At 71.2% G+C, this 16,768-nt stretch carries 17 protein-coding genes; 11 read left to right on the plus strand and 6 right to left on the minus strand.

What is annotated here, in order from left to right; all coding sequences use genetic code 11:
- Window positions 1-44 precede the first annotated feature (44 nt).
- The 3 genes from KY5_RS12315 to KY5_RS12325 form a co-directional block, all read right to left on the minus strand.
- Window positions 45-350 carry a small hydrophobic protein gene (locus tag KY5_RS12315; protein ID WP_098242283.1) on the minus strand — a complete coding sequence of 102 codons (306 nt, stop codon included), beginning with the start codon at window positions 348-350 and terminating at the stop codon, window positions 45-47.
- Window positions 351-399: 49 nt separating this feature from the next.
- Window positions 400-837, minus strand: a complete 438-nt coding sequence (locus tag KY5_RS12320; RefSeq protein ID WP_098242284.1) for a peptidase inhibitor family I36 protein — start codon at window positions 835-837, stop codon at window positions 400-402.
- A gap of 206 nt (window positions 838-1,043) precedes the next feature.
- Window positions 1,044-2,660: an MFS transporter gene (locus tag KY5_RS12325; RefSeq protein ID WP_098242285.1), complete on the minus strand. Its 1,617-nt coding sequence runs from the start codon at window positions 2,658-2,660 to the stop codon at window positions 1,044-1,046.
- A 203-nt stretch (window positions 2,661-2,863) separates the two neighbouring features.
- On the opposite strand from KY5_RS12325, the gene KY5_RS12330 reads away from it, so the two are divergent.
- The 7 genes from KY5_RS12330 to KY5_RS12360 all read left to right on the plus strand — a co-directional run bounded on the left by KY5_RS12330 (window position 2,864) and on the right by KY5_RS12360 (window position 10,653).
- Window positions 2,864-3,481: a TetR/AcrR family transcriptional regulator gene (locus tag KY5_RS12330; RefSeq protein ID WP_098247204.1), complete on the plus strand. Its 618-nt coding sequence runs from the start codon at window positions 2,864-2,866 to the stop codon at window positions 3,479-3,481.
- A gap of 274 nt (window positions 3,482-3,755) precedes the next feature.
- Window positions 3,756-4,967 (plus strand): alpha/beta hydrolase, encoded by a 1,212-nt coding sequence (locus KY5_RS12335; protein ID WP_098242286.1) that lies wholly within the window; start codon window positions 3,756-3,758, stop codon window positions 4,965-4,967.
- Window positions 4,968-5,042: 75 nt separating this feature from the next.
- Entirely contained in the window at window positions 5,043-5,930 is an 888-nt protein-coding gene (locus KY5_RS12340) for a DUF4429 domain-containing protein (RefSeq protein ID WP_199843046.1), read from the plus strand.
- 137 nt (window positions 5,931-6,067) lie between these two features.
- Window positions 6,068-7,435 carry a sensor histidine kinase gene (locus KY5_RS12345; protein WP_098242288.1) on the plus strand — a complete coding sequence of 456 codons (1,368 nt, stop codon included), beginning with the start codon at window positions 6,068-6,070 and terminating at the stop codon, window positions 7,433-7,435.
- Complete coding sequence (locus KY5_RS12350) at window positions 7,432-8,109, plus strand: response regulator (protein WP_098242289.1); 678 nt, start codon at window positions 7,432-7,434, stop codon at window positions 8,107-8,109. Before KY5_RS12345 ends, KY5_RS12350 begins: the two co-directional genes overlap by 4 nt.
- Before the next feature lie 157 nt (window positions 8,110-8,266).
- Window positions 8,267-9,430 carry an alpha/beta hydrolase gene (locus KY5_RS12355; protein WP_098242290.1) on the plus strand — a complete coding sequence of 388 codons (1,164 nt, stop codon included), beginning with the start codon at window positions 8,267-8,269 and terminating at the stop codon, window positions 9,428-9,430.
- Window positions 9,427-10,653 (plus strand): acyltransferase family protein, encoded by a 1,227-nt coding sequence (locus tag KY5_RS12360; RefSeq protein WP_098242291.1) that lies wholly within the window; start codon window positions 9,427-9,429, stop codon window positions 10,651-10,653. The genes KY5_RS12355 and KY5_RS12360 overlap by 4 nt, the downstream gene beginning before the upstream one ends.
- A gap of 32 nt (window positions 10,654-10,685) precedes the next feature.
- On the opposite strand, the gene KY5_RS12365 is transcribed toward KY5_RS12360, so the two are convergent.
- The gene (locus tag KY5_RS12365) at window positions 10,686-11,759 is read right to left on the minus strand and encodes an aldo/keto reductase (RefSeq protein WP_098242292.1); all 1,074 of its coding nucleotides are present in this window, start codon (window positions 11,757-11,759) and stop codon (window positions 10,686-10,688) included.
- 6 nt (window positions 11,760-11,765) lie between these two features.
- The gene (locus KY5_RS12370) at window positions 11,766-12,296 is read right to left on the minus strand and encodes a MerR family transcriptional regulator (protein ID WP_234362707.1); all 531 of its coding nucleotides are present in this window, start codon (window positions 12,294-12,296) and stop codon (window positions 11,766-11,768) included.
- Window positions 12,297-12,392: 96 nt separating this feature from the next.
- On the opposite strand from KY5_RS12370, the gene KY5_RS12375 reads away from it, so the two are divergent.
- Both KY5_RS12375 and KY5_RS12380 read left to right on the plus strand, forming a co-directional pair.
- Window positions 12,393-12,875 carry a GNAT family N-acetyltransferase gene (locus KY5_RS12375; RefSeq protein ID WP_098242294.1) on the plus strand — a complete coding sequence of 161 codons (483 nt, stop codon included), beginning with the start codon at window positions 12,393-12,395 and terminating at the stop codon, window positions 12,873-12,875.
- A 19-nt stretch (window positions 12,876-12,894) separates the two neighbouring features.
- Window positions 12,895-13,716, plus strand: coding sequence for a serine hydrolase domain-containing protein (locus KY5_RS12380; RefSeq protein WP_098242295.1), 822 nt, complete (start codon window positions 12,895-12,897; stop codon window positions 13,714-13,716).
- An 82-nt stretch (window positions 13,717-13,798) separates the two neighbouring features.
- Here the strand turns inward: KY5_RS12380 and KY5_RS12385 are convergent, their stop codons facing one another.
- Window positions 13,799-14,461 carry a pirin family protein gene (locus tag KY5_RS12385; RefSeq protein WP_199843048.1) on the minus strand — a complete coding sequence of 221 codons (663 nt, stop codon included), beginning with the start codon at window positions 14,459-14,461 and terminating at the stop codon, window positions 13,799-13,801.
- A gap of 59 nt (window positions 14,462-14,520) precedes the next feature.
- Here KY5_RS12385 and KY5_RS12390 point away from each other — a divergent pair, with 59 nt between their 5' ends.
- On the plus strand, window positions 14,521-15,753 hold the full coding sequence (locus KY5_RS12390) for a PucR family transcriptional regulator (RefSeq protein WP_098242297.1): 1,233 nt from the start codon (window positions 14,521-14,523) through the stop codon (window positions 15,751-15,753).
- 89 nt (window positions 15,754-15,842) lie between these two features.
- Window positions 15,843-16,754, plus strand: a complete 912-nt coding sequence (locus KY5_RS12395; protein ID WP_098242298.1) for an ACP S-malonyltransferase — start codon at window positions 15,843-15,845, stop codon at window positions 16,752-16,754.
- Window positions 16,755-16,768: the final 14 nt, after the last annotated feature.

Genomic DNA, 16,768 nt, shown 5'->3' on the forward strand with positions numbered 1-16,768 from the left:
AATCCGGGTCGGAATTCAACTGGGAATCCGGCTGGGAATTCCGGTCAGAACATGCCGTTCATGGTGGTCATCCCGGCTATCCATATGAGCGCGAGGACGGTGTCGATCGCGCCCAGTACCAGGGCGACCAGGGCCGGCACCGGGCGGGCGCCGGTCCAGCTACGGCCCATGCCGAGCCAGCCGCAGACGATCGCCAGGGGGCCGAGGACGATCCCCAGCACGAAGAATCCAGCGACCGCGCAGATGACTCCGACGATCCCGAGCGTCGCGCGGTCCGGCCCGGTCCGCGACCACGTACGGCCGCGTGAGCGGGGGTGCTTGCGCGTGGTGTGTCCGAAGCCCGCCATCATCACTCCTTCGAGTCGGCCCGTTCGGGCTCGGCTCCGCGAGTACCCCCATTCAGCTTTCCCAGACCTTGAAGGCCCGTACGCGATAAGGAGATTCGGGCGCCCAGGTGCCGCTGCCCGGGTAGGTGTTGAACTCTCCGGTCTCGGCGCATTCCGCCGACTGGTACACGGTGACGGGCCGGCCCGTGCGATTCGCGAGCGCCTCCGCGCTGCCCCCCTCCGGCAGCGCGACGCAGCTCTCGATGTCGATGTCGGAAAGCTCAAAGGTCTGCCGAACGCCCTTGAATCCCGCCTTCTCCCAGAGGCAGAGCTCGCCGGGTCCGCAGCCGGTGAGCCTGGGCGGGGCCGTGGCTCCGGCCCGCGTCGGCGGAGCCGCGGCCCCGGCGTGCGTGGGCAACGTCGCGGCCCCGGCGTGTGCGGGTGTCAGGATCGCCGCGGCGAGTGCGGCGATCGCGACGGTCGTGGCAGCAGTGGGCATGGTGGTGCGCATGGTTCAACCCCCGTGTCGTATGGCTCAGTTGTCCGCGTCGTGCGGATCGCCATGTCTGCACTGTGGACCGACCGACCGCGCCATCGGAAGGGGTACGAATGTGCGTCACCCGGATAGGCGAAAACCCCCCAGGTTGTCCCTGAGGGGTTATCCCCGAAACGGGGTCGGGTCCGACCGCGCTCGCCCCGGAAAGGCGTCGAGGACGCCTAGATGTGCCCGACGCCCGCGCCCGCGTCGGCGTTGGCGCCCCGCTTGGTCAGTACGGCGACGAAGGCCGCGATGACGGCGACGATGCCCGCGACGGTGAAGGCGAGGCCCATGCCCGACATGAACGTGTCGTGGACCGCGTCCGTGATCTTGGCGAGGATGCCGGGGTTCACGTTCGGGGCCTTGGCCACCTGCTCGGGCACCGCGCCGATCGCGGCGGCCTTGTCCAGACCCGGCGGCGGCGCGGCCGGCAGCCCGGCGTCCTTCCAGTTGCCCGCCAGCTCGGCGTTGACCTTGTTGGACATGACGGCGCCGAGGACCGCGGTGCCGAGGCTGCCGCCGACCTGCATGCCCGCCTGCTGAAGACCGCCCGCGACGCCGGAGAGCTCCAGCGGGGCGTTGCCCACGATGACCTCGGTGGCGCCGACCATGACCGGAGCGAGGCCGAGACCGAGCAGGGCGAACCACACCGACATCACCGGTGTGCCGCTGTCGGTCGTCAGGGTGGTCATGCCGAACATCGAGACGGCCGTGAGCACCATGCCGCCCACCAGGGGCACCCGCGGGCCGAACTTCGTGATCAGCGCGCCCGCGATGGGCGACGAGATGATCATCATGGCCGTCAGCGGCAGCAGGTGCAGGCCGCTGTCGACCGGGCTCATGTTGTGCACGTTCTGCAGGTAGAAGGTGACGAAGAACAGCCCGCCCATGAAGGCGAAGGCCATCAGCACCATCAGGACCGTGCCCGCGGAGAGCGGCACGGAGCGGAACAGGCCCAGCGGAATGAGCGGTTCCTTGACCTTGGTCTCCCAGAGGGCGAAGACCACGAAGAGCACGACGGCGGCGCCCAGGAACGCCAAGGTCTTGCCACTGCCCCAGCCCCAGGAGTCACCGGCCTTGATGAGCGCCCAGATGAGGGAGAACATCGCTCCGGAGAGCAGGATGATGCCCGGGATGTCGAAGGACCGCGGCGCGTTCTCCGCGCGGTGGTCCTTCAGGATCACCAGGCCGAAGACCACGGCGACGATGCCGACCGGCACGTTGATGAAGAACACCGACTGCCAGCTGACGTGCTCGACCAGCACACCACCGAGGATCGGGCCGCCCGCCGTGGAGGCGCCGATGACCATGCCCCAGATGCCGATGGCCATGTTCAGCTTCTCGGCGGGGAAGGTGGCCCGCAGCAGACCGAGCGCGGCCGGCATCAGGAGCGCGCCGAACAGGCCCTGGAGGACGCGGAAGGCGATGACCAGGGACACGCTCCCGGAGACGCCGATCGCGCCGGAGGCGGCGGCGAAGCCGACCACACCTATGAGGAACGTCTGCCGGTGGCCGAAACGGTCACCGAGCTTGCCCGCCGTGATGAGCGCGACGGCCAGCGCGAGCAGGTAGCCGTTGGTGATCCACTGGACGTCCGCGAGCGAGGCGCCGAGATCCTTCTGGATGGCGGGGTTGGCGATCGCCACGATGGTGCCGTCCAGGGCGACCATCATCACGCCGATCGCGACGGAGAAGAGCGTCAGCCAGGGGTGGCCGCGAAGCCCCTTGGCCGGGGCCGGAGCCGAGGCGGGCTCCGGCGCCTTGTCCGCCTTGTCGACGGTGGTCTGACTAGTCATGCAGCGAGGCTAATGACAGCCGCTGACAGTTGACAAACAATTTCACAAGTCGGTAGCTGTCACGTAGCTCACAGGTATGGTGAGCTGGGCAAACGGGCGGAAAAGAGGACCATGGCGTGAAAACCGAGCAGCGAGCAGCGGACCCCGCGGGACCTCCACCGGAGGGCCCCGACGACACGTCCGGCGAGCCCTCGAGGCCGGGCCTGCGCGAGCTCAAGAAGCAGCGCACCCGGGACGCGCTCCTGCGTGCGGCGCTCGAACTCTTCACGACCAAGGGGTACGAGGAGACCACTGTCGACGAGATCGCCGAGGCCGTCGACGTCTCCCAGCGCACGTTCTTCCGGCACTTCACCAACAAGGAGGAGACCGTCTTCGCCGTGCAGCACATGGTGGAGGCGCGATTCGTCCAGGCACTGCGCGAACGGCCCGCCGACGAGGCGCCGTTCGTGGCGATGCGCGGCGCCGTGCTCGGCGCCTGGGAGGCGATGGGGCAGTCCATCGAGGAGGTCGTCCCGGTCGAACTCCACATGCGCACCTACCAGATGATCGAGTCGACCCCCTCCTTGCTCGCGGTCCACCTGCGCCACTCCATCGAGATGGAGGAGGAGATCGCACACCTCATCGCCGAGCGCGAGGGCCTCGACGTGGACTCCGATCCGCGACCGCGCGTGGCCGTCGCCGCGTTCAGCGGAGTCATGCGCGTCACGGGACGACTGTGGGGCGCGGGCGAGGACCTCAGCGTGGATTCGATCCGCGCGCTCACCGAGGAGTACCTCGACCGCTTGGGGCCCGCCCTCGCGGAGAACTGGCGCACTCCGTAGGCGTACGCGACAGTCGCACACGTGACAGGCACGAGCGGCAACGGCTCGACAGCGCCCCGTAGAAGTCCAACATGCGGAATCCGCGCACACGTTGAGCCATCACGCGCGCACCCATGGTGAGTCCCAACCTTGTCGCGCCGAGCGCATGCGCTGTCTACGTAGTGTGACGAGAACGCTCAAGATGCGCCCGCTTTGCCTCAATTACCCCTCCAGAAACGTGATCTGCCTCACGCGATGCACGGTAGGCATCACGGTTCTCCTAGGGTGTTCCGCAGTGACTTCCTTCGACTCATCCCCCCAACTCAACGCATGGCGCGCCCTGCTTGCGCTCGCCGTCGTGTTCGTCATGCTGGCGACGACGGGCTGGACCGCCGTGCGGCACAACAGAGGCGACGCGTCCCCTCTCCAAGCCGCGCTCTCCGCGTGGGAGCGCGGGAGCATAGACGGGCACGCGCTGCCGGACCCGGACTCCCCCGCGGGCCGCCTCAGCCACTTCTTCGCCTCGCTCAACGGAAAACAGCGCGACCGGCTGGCCGCCCGCTATCCGCTCGCGGTCGGCAACATGAACGGTGCGCCCGTCACGCTGCGCTACCGCGCGAACCACATCGCCCTGGGGCAGGCCCGCAAGGTCGAGCGGGAGCGCATGCACGACAAACGCCTCTCCCCCGTGGGGAAGCAGGAGGCCGAGCGCAGGATGAAGCGTTTCGGGGTCATGATGCGCCCCGGACGCCACGTCATCGCCTTCGACCCCATGGGCTCCGGTCGCATGGCCGAGGTCTTCGGAGACCTCGACAAGGCCCAGCGGGTCTCCGTCGTGGTGCCCGGCGTCGACACGAACGTGCTGACCTTCGAGCGCACGTTCCGCAAGTACTCGGCTCCGGTGGGCATGGCGAGGGCGCTCTACCGCGCGGAGCGCTCGGCGAAGCCGGACACGCGTACCGCCGTGATCGCCTGGGCCGACTACACCGCGCCCGTCGGCATCGGCGTGGACGCGGCCACGGCCATGCGCGCCGAGGACGGGGCCGTCCGCCTCGACTCCATGGTGCGTGGCCTGCCGGGGAGGACCCCGGTGGCGCTGTACTGCCACAGCTACGGCTCCGTGGTGTGCGGTGTGGCCGCGCGTCAGCTGCCCTCCCGGGTGACCGACATAGCGGTCGCGGGCAGCCCCGGCATGCGAGCCGACAGGGCGGGGCAGTTGGGTACGGGGGCCCGGATCTGGGCCACCCGGGACAGCGACGACTGGATTCAGGATGTGCCGTACATGGAGGTCGGCGGGCTCGGCCACGGTGCCGACCCGGTGTCCGGCGGCTTCGGTGCCAGGGTGCTGTCGGCGGCGGGCGCCGCGGGGCACACGGGCTATTTCGAGCCGGGCACGGAGAGCCTGCGCAACTTCGCCGAAATCGGCACTGGTTCGTACTACGGAGTGCGGTGCGCGAGCGGGGACGCGGCCTGTCGGAAGGGCATTTCCGACAGCGCGGTGGCCTGACGCGCGTAGAAATCGATGAAACAGCGGCCCGCCGCAGGAGGGACGGAGGCGCGCGTGCCGCCTACGATGAGCCGCATGGGTGACGTACTGGCCGGATTTCATGCCGCCTGGGAGTTCGAGTCCGACTCCGTGCTCATCCGCTTCGAACGGGGAATCCGCACACCGAAGCTCTTCCAGGCACTCGGTGAACGGCGTATCCCGCATGAGGCGATCGCGGCGGTGACACTCTCCCCGGGCAAGCGCGGGACCGTCGTCCTGCATGCCGTGCCGAGACCGGGCGCGGATCCTCTGATGGAGGCCGCCGCAGGCCAGCTCAAGGACGGCTGCGATCCGTACCGGCTGGTGCTGCCCGCGGAGCGGGAGACGCTCGCCGAGTACTACGCGGACGAGTTGCGGGCCCAGCTCACCTCGGCCGACAGCGAGCCGACCGATCGCTATCTGGTGGCCGCGCCCGAGGCTCCCCTGCAGTTCAAGGCGTACGACGGGAAGGCGTCCTTCGACGGCAAGCTCGTGTCCTTCCGGTGGTTCTGGACGGGCGCGTCGTCGGCGAAGTGGAAGGCCGGTGACCAGAGCTTTCCGATCACCGATCTGTGCGGCATCGAGTGGCGCTCCCCGGAGATCTTCGAGGGGCATCTGCGGCTGCTGCCCCGCGAGGCTCCCGTGACCCGGCCGGGCCAGGCGGACCAGGATCCGGCGGCCGTGGTGTTCGGGCTCGGCTACGGCCCGGTCCACGAGTCGCTGCCGTTCGCCGCGTCGGTGCTCGCGGCGGTGCGGGCCTCGGGCCCCGCCCTGCTGACGCCCGAAGGCGGCGTCGCCACGAGCGCGGCGACCACACCGGCCGTCCGGCGCGATCCCGCGGACATCGCCGAGCGCATCAGGCACCTGGGCGAGCTGCACCAGGCGGGCCTGATCACCGACGAGGAATTCACGGCGAAGAAGGCCGAGCTGCTCGCGGAATTGTGAGTGGGCCCGTGCGGCGGCGCCGGGGGCGTGCGGGATGTCGGGGCATGGGGGCCCTGCGTGATACCTGGGTATGAGGTGCGGTCCAGCTCCCCGGTATGACGGCACGAGGGTGACTTCCTGCCTACGCTGAACAGGCCATGAGCAGCGCATCGACACCACCACCGAACCAGTACCCGCGCCGACCCGACTACGAGCCGGGGAGCCACGGGCCCACCCCGCGGCGTGCGGCCGCGGCCGTCATCGACGGTCTGCGGGCGGCCGGAAGCTCACTCGCGACGCCCGCGAAGTCGACCGAGTCACTCCTCGCGGGCGCGCCCAACCGCTGGGTGCGCATGCTGCCCTATGGGGTGGCGCTGGGTTTCATCGCCGTCCTCATCCCGGTCACCGTCCAAGTGCTGACGCACGACTACGGGGTGAACGGCGGCCTGGCCGGTGGCCTCGCGGTCGCCCAGTCCGCCCCGCTGCTCCTCGCGGTCACCCGGCCGCTGCCCGCGTGGTGGATCGTGATCGTCGCGGACGTCTGCGGGGCGATCGCGACGATGTCCGCGGACCCCAGCCGCCCCGCGCCCTGGACTCCCATGATCATCGTGGGGTACGTGGTCCTGTGCTGCGCCCTGTCGCTGCGCGAGAGCCGCCGTACGCTCCTCGGGGTCTGGCTGGTCACCGTGGCCACCGGGTTCGTACTCGGGCCGTTCAGCGGGACGGACAGTCAGGACACCGCCGTCCTGCAGATCGTGCTCAGCGGCGCCGTGCTGCTGCTCGGCGCGCTGCTGCGCGAGCGCGGGGACGCCCGGCGCAAGCTCGTCGAGCAGGAGACCATCAGCGAGGCCGAGCGCGCGCAGCGCACGCTCCTCGAGGAACGGGCGCGCATCGCCCGGGAGTTGCACGACGTCGTCGCCCACCACATGTCGGTGATCACCGTTCAGGCGGATTCCGCGCCCTACCGGCTCGACGGCCTTCCCGACGCGGCGCGCGAGGAGTTCGGGAGCATAGCGGCGAGCGCTCGGGAGTCCCTCACCGAGATGCGCCGCCTGCTCGCGGTCCTGCGCAGCGAGGGCGTGGACGGCGAGCGGTCGCCGCAACCCGGCCTGGACCGCCTGCCGCACCTGGTCGAGGCCACGGTGCGGGCCGGCATACCGATCGACCTGTCACGTCCCGAACTGGCCCTGCTCACGCACCTGGCCAAGGTGACACCGGCCGTCGACCTGTCCGCGTACCGCATCGTGCAGGAAGCCCTGTCGAACGTGATGCGTCACGCGCCGGGCGCCCGTACCGAGATCACACTCAACCTCGACGACGAGTCCCTGCTGATCCTCGTGGTCAACGGCCCGCCCACGGCGACCGCCGCCCCGCTGGAGGGCGGCGGCACGGGACACGGACTCGTCGGCATGCGCGAACGCGTACGGTTGGTCGGCGGCACGGTCGATGTCGGACCGCTGCCCGACGGCGGATTCCGCGTGGCCGCCCGACTCCCCCTCCTCCCGAAGGACTCCGGCAGCGCATGACCATCCGCGTGATCATCGTCGACGACCAGGCCATGGTGCGGGCGGGATTCGCCGCCTTGCTGGCGGCACAGAGCGACATCGACGTCGTGGGCGAGGCACCGAACGGCAAGCTGGGCGTCGAGGTCAGCCGAAGCACCCATCCCGACGTCGTCCTGATGGACGTCCGGATGCCGGAGATGGACGGACTGGCCGCCGCCCGCGCCCTGTTGAACCCGCCGCCCGGCGTGGTGCACCTGCCGAAGGTCCTCATGCTGACCACCTTCGACGTGGACGACTATGTGTACGAGGCGCTGCGTGCCGGAGCCTCCGGCTTCCTGCTCAAGGACGCGCCGCCCGCCGACCTGATCTCCGCCGTGCGCGTGGTGGCGTCCGGGGAGGCGCTGCTCGCCCCGTCGGTGACCCGTCGTCTGATCGCGGACTTCGCGAAGCAGCGGCAGGCGCCCCGTCAGGACCAGTCGCTCCGGCTGAACGGACTGACACCGCGTGAGACCGAGGTACTGGTGCTGATCGCGCGCGGCCTGTCCAACCAGGAGATCGCCGAGCGCCTCGTCCTGGCCGAGCAGACGGTCAAGACCCACATCGGCCGCGTGCTCAACAAGTTGGGGCTGCGCGACCGCGCCCAGGCCGTGATCTTCTCCTACGAGTCGGGCCTGGTCACCCCCGGCGAGCAGTAGCTCTCCCGCGGCCGACCCCCTACCTCGGTATCACCACCGCATACCCCGGTATCACCTGAGAGTTGGCTCCTCGGTGTGACGTGCCGCCGCCCACCGTCTTCCTACCTTTCCCTTCGTCAGGCCACAGCGCGCCACGAAACGGGGAGGGAGACGAGCCATGCGGCTTCGGTCCTGGAAAGCACGGAGCAAGAGGGCACTGGTCGCCGCCGCCCTGACCACGACGGTCGTGACCGGCACGGCGGGCTGGGCCCTCGGCAACGAACAGCAGCCGCTCACCGGACCGCCGCCCGGGACCGCGTCCTGGCGCGCGGACCACACGCTGGGGCTGCGCCTTCCGGACCCGGCGACCGCTTCTCCGGCCCGAGTCGCCGCGTTCTTCGGCTCGTTGAGCGACGCACGGCGACGGGAGCTGGTGGCCCGCCATCCCTCGGTCGTCGGCAATCTGGACGGCGTGCCCGCGCCCCTCCGGTACGAGGCCAACTCCCGCTATCTGAAGGCCGAGCGCGCCCGTGAGCAGGCCCGCTCGACCGACCCCGACCTCACCCTGCAAGACCACGAGCGGGCCCGCTCCCTGGTCACCCGCTACACGGAACTGCTCACGCCCGGCCGCCAGATACTGGCGTTCGACCCGCGAGGGCGCGGCCAAGTCGCCGAGGTGTACGGCGACTTGGCCGGCGCGGAGCACGTCTCGGTCGTCGTGCCGGGATCCGACATCGACCTGAGCACCTTCGACCGCACCCACGACGAGTACGGCACCCCGGCCGGCATGAGCCGGGCCCTGCGCGCCTCGGCGGACCAGCGCACCGCCGTGGTGGCCTGGGTGGGGTACACCACGCCGGTCGGCATCGGCCCCGATGCCGCGTCCGGGCGGCTCGCGGCCGCCGGTGCCCCGCGCCTCACCCGCTTCGTGCGGGGCCTGACAGCGATCGGTGCGCCGCGGCCCTCCGTGTTCTGCCACAGCTACGGCTCGGTGGTGTGCGGCCTCGCCGCCCCGAAGCTGCCCGCGGCCGACCTGGTGGTCCTCGGCTCCCCCGGCATGCGTGCGGACAGCGTGGCCGATCTGCACACCACCGCCCGCGTGTGGGCCGCCAAGGACGACAGCGACTGGATCGGGAAGGTGCCGAACGTCGAGCTGTTCGGCCTCGGCCACGGCGAGGACCCGACCGCCGCCGACTTCGGCGCACGTCACGTCCCCGCCGAGCGGGCCGAGGGCCACACCGGCTACTTCGCCCCCGGCACCGACTCCCTGCGGGCCTTCGCCCGCATCGCCGACGCGGACCCGTCCACCGTCGGCGCCCGACACACCGGAGAGCGGACATGAGCCTTCCCACCCTGAGCGGACTGCGCGCGGCCGTGTCCGCCGTCGACGCCAAGACCCCCGCCCACCGCGACCGGGCCATCGACGGACTGCGGGCCCTGGCGCTGCTCGCCGTGCCGACCGGGCACTGGCTCCTCGGCGGCTTCACCCTCGACTCCCAGGGCGCGCTGCACAACGCGAGCCCACTGGCCTCGTTCGGCTTCTTCGCCCCCATCAGCTGGGTGCTGCAGATGCTGGGCATCTTCTTCCTCGTCGGCGGCTATGCCTCCGCGCTGTCGTACCGCAGGGCGGTGGCGCGCGGCGAGTCCACGGGCGGCTGGCTGCGCGGACGTCTGGCGCGGCTGGGGCGTCCCGTCCTCGGAGTGACGGCCGTGTGGGCCGCGCTGATCCCGGTCCTGTACGCGATGGGGGTGCCGGGCACGACACTGCGCACCGGGTCGACGCTCGTCATCCAACCGCTGTGGTTCGTGGGCGTCTATACGGTGATCACGGCTCTGACACCGTGGTGCATACGCGCCGCGGAGCGGATGAGGGGCTGGGCCGCGGTGCCCCTGCTCGGTTCTGTGGCCGCCGTGGACTTCCTGCGCTACGGACCGTTCGCGGACGCCATGCCTTCCTGGCTGAGTCTGCTGAACCTGCTGCCCGGCTGGTTGTTCGCCTATCAACTGGGCGTCTGCTGGAGCGAGAAGAGGCTCGGCAGGCGCGGCGCGTGGCTGCTGCTCGCCGGGGGTACGGCGCTCTTCGCCGCCCTGCTCCTCGTCTTTCACTACCCGGCCTCGATGGTCGGTGTCCCCGGCGAGGCCAGGACGAACTCGCATCCGCCGTCGCTGCTCGTCCTGGCCCTGGCCGCCGCGCAGAGCGGCGCCGCGATCCTGCTGCGGGACCGCATCGGCAAGCTGCTGCGCAGGCCCGCCCTGTGGGCTCCGGTCGTCGTCATCAACCTGTCGGCGATGACGATCCTGTGCTGGCACCAGACGGCACTGCTCGCCGCGGCCGTCCCCGGCTCGTTCCTCGGCACGGTGCCGGGGCTGACCTCGGGACCCGACACGCTCGGCTGGATAGCCGCCCGGGTCGCCTGGCTACCGGTCTTCGCGGCGCTCCTGGTGCTGATAGCCAGGTACGCCCGCGGCTTCGAGGCCCCGTGGAAGCGGGCGACGCATGCGCGCCGGGCGCTGGCCGGGCTCCTGGCCGCCGGGTTCGCGGTCTTCGCACTGGGGCTCGCGTGAGCGCCGGGGCCCGCAGGGGGCCGGAACACCGGCTACGCCCCCAGCTGCTCCCGGGCCGCCGAGGTGAACGTCATGTCGGCGTAGCGGTCGCCCGCGACGGCGTCGGCGATCGGGTCGAGGAGGGCGAGTTGGTCATCGGTGAGGGTGATGCGGGTGGCCGCGGTGTTCTCCTCGACGCGGACGCGCTTGCGGGTGCCGGGGATCGGGACGACGGGGAGGCCGTGGACCGTGGCCCGCTGCTGGACCCAGGCCAGGGCGATCTGGCCGAGGCTCGCGCCGTGGGCGTCGGCGACGGTGCGGACGGGGGCGAGGAGGGCCGCGTTGGCCGAGGCGTTGGCGCCGGTGAAGCGGGGCTGCTGGCGGCGGAAGTCGTCCTCGCCGAGTTCGTTGTCGGCGTTGACGAACGAACCGGTGAGGAAGCCGCGGCCGAGCGGCGAGTAGGGCACGAGGGCCACGCCGAGGTCGGCGGCGGCCGGGACCACGCCCCGCTCGATGTCACGGCTGAAGAGCGACCACTCCGACTGGAGGGCGGCGATGGGGTGGACGGCGTGGGCGGCGCGCAGTTCGGCGCCCGTGACCTCGCTCAGGCCCAGGTGCTTGACCTTGCCCGCGGCGACGAGTTCGGCCAGCACGCCGACCGTCTCCTCGATGGGCACGTCGGGGCTGCGGCGGTGCAGGTAGTAGAGATCGATGACGTCGGTGTCCAGGCGGCGCAGGCTGGCGTCGACGCTGGAGCGAATGTAGGAGGGGGTGTTGTCGATGAACCGCTTCGTCGGGTCGGCGGGGTCGATGGCCAGGGCGAACTTGGTCGCGAGGACGATCTCGTCGCGGTGGGCCTTGACGAAGGGAGCGAGGAAACGCTCGTTGTCGCCCATGCCGTAGACGTCCGCGGTGTCGTAGAGGGTGACGCCGAGCTCCAGGGAGCGTTCCAGGGTGGCGCGGGCCTCGTCGGCGTCGGTGGGTCCGTAGGCGAAGCTCATGCCCATGCAGCCCAGGCCCTGGACACCGACCTCGGGCCCCTCTGCACCGAGCCGCACCCGCGCGATGCCCTCGGCCCTCGCGGCCCCGGTCGTCGTGTTCTCGGTCCTCGTGTTCTCGGTCGTCATGTGGTGTCAGGGCCTTTCCGACGCCCGGCGGGCGTCCGCGTACGTGTCTATCTTGTGGTCGAGGACGGCGAGGGTGTCCTGCAGTTCGGCGATCCGGGTGCGGACGTCGCGCCGGGTCTGCTCGAGGAGGTCCTGTCGTTCGGCGAAGGTGTGATCGCCCTCGCGGACCAGTTCGGCGTAGCGGACCATGTCGGCCACGGGCATCCCGGTGAGGCGGAGTTTACCGACGAGGGCGAGCCAGCGCAGATCGCGGTTGCGGTAGCGGCGCTGGCCCGTGTGGGAGCGGTCGATGTGGGGCATCAGGCCGATCCGCTCGTACCAGCGCAGGGTGTAGGCCGTCAGGCCGGTGAAGGCGACGACCTCGCTGATCGTGTAGTGGTCCTGACCGTCGGGGCGCGGCGACCCGGTGGGCACCGAGCGACAGGGGTCCGCCCCGTTGGCGGGGGCGGGCGCCGGGGCCGGAGCTGGGGTCGGGGCCGGGGTGGGGGCCGGGGTGGGGGTGGGGGTTGGTGCGAGCGTGGTCTCCATCACCGTCATGCCCCTCACGCTAGAACCTTGGAGTGCGCTCCAAGCAAGCGGCTGCGGAGGAAATCCGGGAGACGTCTCACTTCTTGGTCACTACCGTGCGGGGGCATGAGTGAAGTGCGTCGTGCCACGCCGGAGGATGCCGGGGAACTGCTCAGACTGCGGCAGGTGATGATCGATTCGGTGTTCGGGGCCCGCTCGTCCGCCGAGTCGGACACCAGCTGGCACGCGGAGTCGGTGACCACGGTGCGGCGTCGGCTCGGGGAGTCGGAGGGGGATCTCGCGGCGTTCGTCATCGATCACCCCGAGCGCCCGGGGCGGCTCGCGGCGCTGGTGGTCGGCACGCTCGAGTACCGGATCGGGCGCGCGGGCAATCCGCACGGGAAGGTCGGCCACGTCTTCAGCGTGGCCACCGACCCGGACCAGCGGCGTCGTGGGCATGCGCGGGCCTGCATGGAGGCGCTGCTCGACTGGTTCAGGGAGCGCGGGGCGGTCAGCGTGGACCTCAACGCGTCCGCCGACGCGGAGCCGCTCTACGCCTCGCTCGGATTCGTGCGCAAGCCCGACCCCTCGATGCGGCTGAACCTGTAGGGCGCTTAGGCTCGGGGGCATGCAGAGCCTGGCGTTGATCGAGAACTGGCCGGTCCCGACCGCTGCCGCAGCCGTCGTCCGCGCGGACGGCACGGTCGTCGGAACCCGTGGACCGACCGGGCAGCGCTTCGCCCTCGCCTCGGTCACCAAGCCGCTCGCGGCGTACGCGGCGCTGGTCGCGTACGAGGAGGGGGCGATCGAGCTCGACGAGCCCGCGGGGCCCGAGGGTTCCACCGTGCGGCACCTGCTCGCGCACACCAGTGGGCTCGCCTTCGACGAGCACCGGGTGACGTCGGGGCCCGGGACGCGGCGGCTGTACTCGAACGCGGGCTTCGAGGTGCTCGGGGACCACATCGCCAAGGCGACGGAGATGGACTTCGCGGAGTACCTGCGCCAGGCGGTCCTTGAGCCGCTCGGGATGAGCGCCACCGCGCTGGAGGGCGGGGCGTCGCCCGCCAAGGACGGCGTGTCCACCGTCGACGACCTGGTCAGGTTCACCGCCGAGGTGCAGGCGCCGCGGCTGCTCGACGCGCGGACGGTGGCCGAGGCGATGACGGTGACGTATCCGGGGCTGAAGGGCGTACTGCCGGGGTACGGGCACCAGAACCCCAACGACTGGGGGCTCGGGTTCGAGATCCGGGACTCCAAGTCGCCGCACTGGACGGGGAGTTCGTCCTCGCCGCGGACCTTCGGGCACTTCGGGCAGGCCGGTACGTTCCTGTGGGTCGACCCGGACGCGGGGGCAGCGTGTGTGGCGCTGACCGATCGGCCCTTCGGGCCGTGGGCCGTCGAGGTGTGGCCCGCGTTCACCGACGCGGTGCTTGCCGAGCTTCGCGGGTAGGTGGGCGGCCACTCGCCGTGGCGGGGGCGGTTCGCTGCCGACCGGCCGTTCTTGTGGGCTGGGCGCGCAGTTCCCCGCGCCCCTAAAGGGCGCCCGCCATCTCCCAGATCAATAGCTCCGCGGCAGCGGAAGCCACCCCCTCCGAGCCCGCCTCCCCGCTGATCCGCGCCGAGTCCCCCGGCCCCAGTCGGTCGGGGCCCAGGGTCAGTTCGCCGTGCACCACGTGGACGTAGACGAACGGCGCGTCCGGGAGGGCGAGGCGCTCCCCTGCCGCGAGGCGGCGCACGTGCAGCAGTGCGCCCGCCGCGGGGACCTCGTACGGGGTGGAGTCGGCGATGCCGTGCACCACCTCGTAGGACGGTTCGCCGCCGGGTTCGAGCGGGGCCAGCCACATCTGGACGAAGACCAAGGGCTCGGTGCCGTCGTTGCGTTCCACGTGCCGGACGCCGCCGCCCGCTGAGAGACGCTGCACGTCACCGGGCGCGACCCGCGACACATGGCCCGCCGAGTCGCGGTGGGTGAGCTCGCCGGAGACCACCCAGGTCACGATCTCGGTGTGGCTGTGCGGGTGTTCGTCGAAGCCCGCGCCGGGGTCGAGGCGCTCTTCGTTGCAGGCCAGGATCGCGCCGAAGCGGAGGTTGTCGGGGTCGTAGTGGGGCCCGAAGGAGAAGGCGTGGCAGGACTCGATACCGGCCGCCGCCTCCCCGCCGCGGTACCGGTCGCCGGAGCGCCGCACATCAATCACGCATCCCACGTTAGCCCCGGCACCGCATGTCCCCGCCCCGATAAGGCAGTCTTGTCCCCGTGCCCGAACCCTCAGCGAACGCAGCCCATCAGGAGCCCGAGCCGGGGTCCCGCCAGGACGCCCGCCGCAACCCCCACGCGCACGCCGCGACCCTGAAGCGCCTGGAGAAGTCGTCCGGCAGCCTCGCGGCGCAGGCGATCGCGCGCATGGACGAGACGCTGTCCTGGTACCGGGCCATGCCGCCGGAGAACCGGTCCTGGATCGGTCTGGTCGCCCAGGCCGGTATCGCCGCGTTCACCGAGTGGTTCCGGCATCCGGACGCGCCTCAGGCCATCTCGACCGATGTCTTCGGCACCGCTCCGCGCGAGCTGACCAGGGCGATCACCCTGCGCCAGACCGTGGAGATGGTGCGTACGACGATCGAAGTGATGGAGTCCGCGATCGACGAGGTCGCGGCCCCCGGCGACGAGTCCACCCTGCGCGAGGCGCTGCTCGTGTACGCCCGCGAGATCGCCTTCGCGACCGCGCAGGTGTACGCGCAGGCCGCCGAGGCACGCGGTGCCTGGGACGCCAGGCTCGAATCGCTCGTCGTCAACGCGGTGCTCTCCGGGGAGGCCGACGAGGGCGCCGTGTCCCGCGCCGCCGCGCTCGGCTGGAACTCCCCCGACCACGTCTGTGTGGTCCTCGGCACCGCTCCCGACGGCGACAGCGAGCTCACCGTAGAGGCCATCCGCCGGGCCGCCCGGCACGCGAAGCTGCAGGTCCTGACCGGTGTGCTCGGCAACCGCCTGGTCGTCATCGCGGGCGGCAACGACAATCCGCTGGCGGTCGCGAAGGCGCTGATCGGGCCCTACGCCGCCGGTCCCGTGGTGGCCGGTCCCATCGTGCCCGACCTGCTCGCCGCCACCCGCTCCGCACAGGCCGCGGCCGCCGGGCTCAAGGCGAGCGCCGCCTGGCAGGACGCCCCTCGGCCCGTCCTCGCGGACGATCTGCTGCCGGAGCGCGCGATGGCGGGGGATCCGGCGGCCCGCGAGCAGCTGGTGGAGGAGATCTACAGACCACTGGAGGAAGCGGGCTCCGCGCTCCTGGAAACGCTCAGTGTCTATCTGGAGCAGGCGAGCAGCCTCGAAGGCGCGGCACGCATGCTCTTCGTGCACCCGAATACCGTGCGCTACCGGCTCCGACGTGTGACTGACGTCACCGGTTGGTCACCTTCCGATGTGCGCTCCGCGTTCACGCTGCGGATCGCGCTGATCCTGGGGCGGCTGGCCGACGGCGATCCTCAATCGTAGGGTTTTGTCGGCCCCCTACAATTCCCCCAGCCGTTCTTCGTCCCTGTCCCCACGGGCGGCCCCTACCGTCCACAAGAGAGAGTGTGAGAGTGCTCGTACTCGTCGCTCCCGGCCAAGGCGCTCAGACGCCCGGCTTCCTGACCCCCTGGCTCGATCTCCCCGGTGCCGCCGACCGGCTTGCCGCCTGGTCGGACGCCATCGGGCTCGACCTTGCCCACTACGGCACGCAAGGCGACGCGGACGCGATCCGCGACACCGCCGTGGCCCAGCCGCTCCTTGTCGCGGCCGGGCTGCTCTCCGCGTCGGCACTGGGTGACATCACGCCCGGCGCCGTCGCCGGACACAGCGTCGGCGAGATCACGGCCGCCGCGTACGCCGGTGTGCTCACCGACGACGACGCCCTGCGCTTCGTACGCAAGCGCGGCCTGGCCATGGCCGATGCCGCCGCCGTCACGGAGACCGGCATGGCCGCGCTGCTCGGCGGCGACCCCGACGTCACCGTCCCGCACCTGGAGAAGCTGGGGCTGACCCCGGCGAACGTGAACGGCGCGGGCCAGATCGTGGCCGCCGGCACGCTCGAGCAGCTCGCCGCCCTCGCGGAGGACAAGCCCGAGGGCGTCCGCAAGGTCGTCGCCCTCAAGGTCGCCGGTGCGTTCCACACCGAGCACATGGCTCCCGCCGTGGCGAAGCTGGAGGAGGCCGCCGGTGACCTCACCGTCGCCGACCCCCGGCTCACCTACGTCTCGAACCGCGACGGCCAGGTGGTCGCGGACGGCACCGAGGTGATCTCCCGCCTGGTCGGCCAGGTCGCCAACCCGGTCCGCTGGGACCTGTGCATGGAGACGTTCCAGGAGCTCGGCGTGACCGCGCTGATCGAGGTCTGCCCCGGCGGCACCCTGACCGGCCTGGCCAAGCGCGCGCTCAAGGGCGTCAAGACGCTCGCGGTGAAGACCCCCGACGACCTCGACGCGGCCCGCACGCTCGTCGCCGAGTATTCCTGAGCCGACGAGAGACA

This window comes from Streptomyces formicae (genome assembly GCF_002556545.1).
Classification (GTDB): Bacteria; Actinomycetota; Actinomycetes; order Streptomycetales; family Streptomycetaceae; genus Streptomyces; species Streptomyces formicae_A.

Coding starts and splice junctions, on each gene's coding strand:
- KY5_RS12315 (WP_098242283.1), bottom strand. CDS start 350: ATGATGGCGGGCTTCGGACACACCACGCGCAAGCACCCCCGCTCACGC.
- KY5_RS12320 (WP_098242284.1), bottom strand. CDS start 837: ATGCGCACCACCATGCCCACTGCTGCCACGACCGTCGCGATCGCCGCA.
- KY5_RS12325 (WP_098242285.1), bottom strand. CDS start 2,660: ATGACTAGTCAGACCACCGTCGACAAGGCGGACAAGGCGCCGGAGCCC.
- KY5_RS12340 (WP_199843046.1), top strand. CDS start 5,043: ATGGGTGACGTACTGGCCGGATTTCATGCCGCCTGGGAGTTCGAGTCC.
- KY5_RS12345 (WP_098242288.1), top strand. CDS start 6,068: ATGAGCAGCGCATCGACACCACCACCGAACCAGTACCCGCGCCGACCC.
- KY5_RS12350 (WP_098242289.1), top strand. CDS start 7,432: ATGACCATCCGCGTGATCATCGTCGACGACCAGGCCATGGTGCGGGCG.
- KY5_RS12355 (WP_098242290.1), top strand. CDS start 8,267: ATGCGGCTTCGGTCCTGGAAAGCACGGAGCAAGAGGGCACTGGTCGCC.
- KY5_RS12360 (WP_098242291.1), top strand. CDS start 9,427: ATGAGCCTTCCCACCCTGAGCGGACTGCGCGCGGCCGTGTCCGCCGTC.
- KY5_RS12365 (WP_098242292.1), bottom strand. CDS start 11,759: ATGACGACCGAGAACACGAGGACCGAGAACACGACGACCGGGGCCGCG.
- KY5_RS12370 (WP_234362707.1), bottom strand. CDS start 12,296: ATGACGGTGATGGAGACCACGCTCGCACCAACCCCCACCCCCACCCCG.
- KY5_RS12375 (WP_098242294.1), top strand. CDS start 12,393: ATGAGTGAAGTGCGTCGTGCCACGCCGGAGGATGCCGGGGAACTGCTC.
- KY5_RS12380 (WP_098242295.1), top strand. CDS start 12,895: ATGCAGAGCCTGGCGTTGATCGAGAACTGGCCGGTCCCGACCGCTGCC.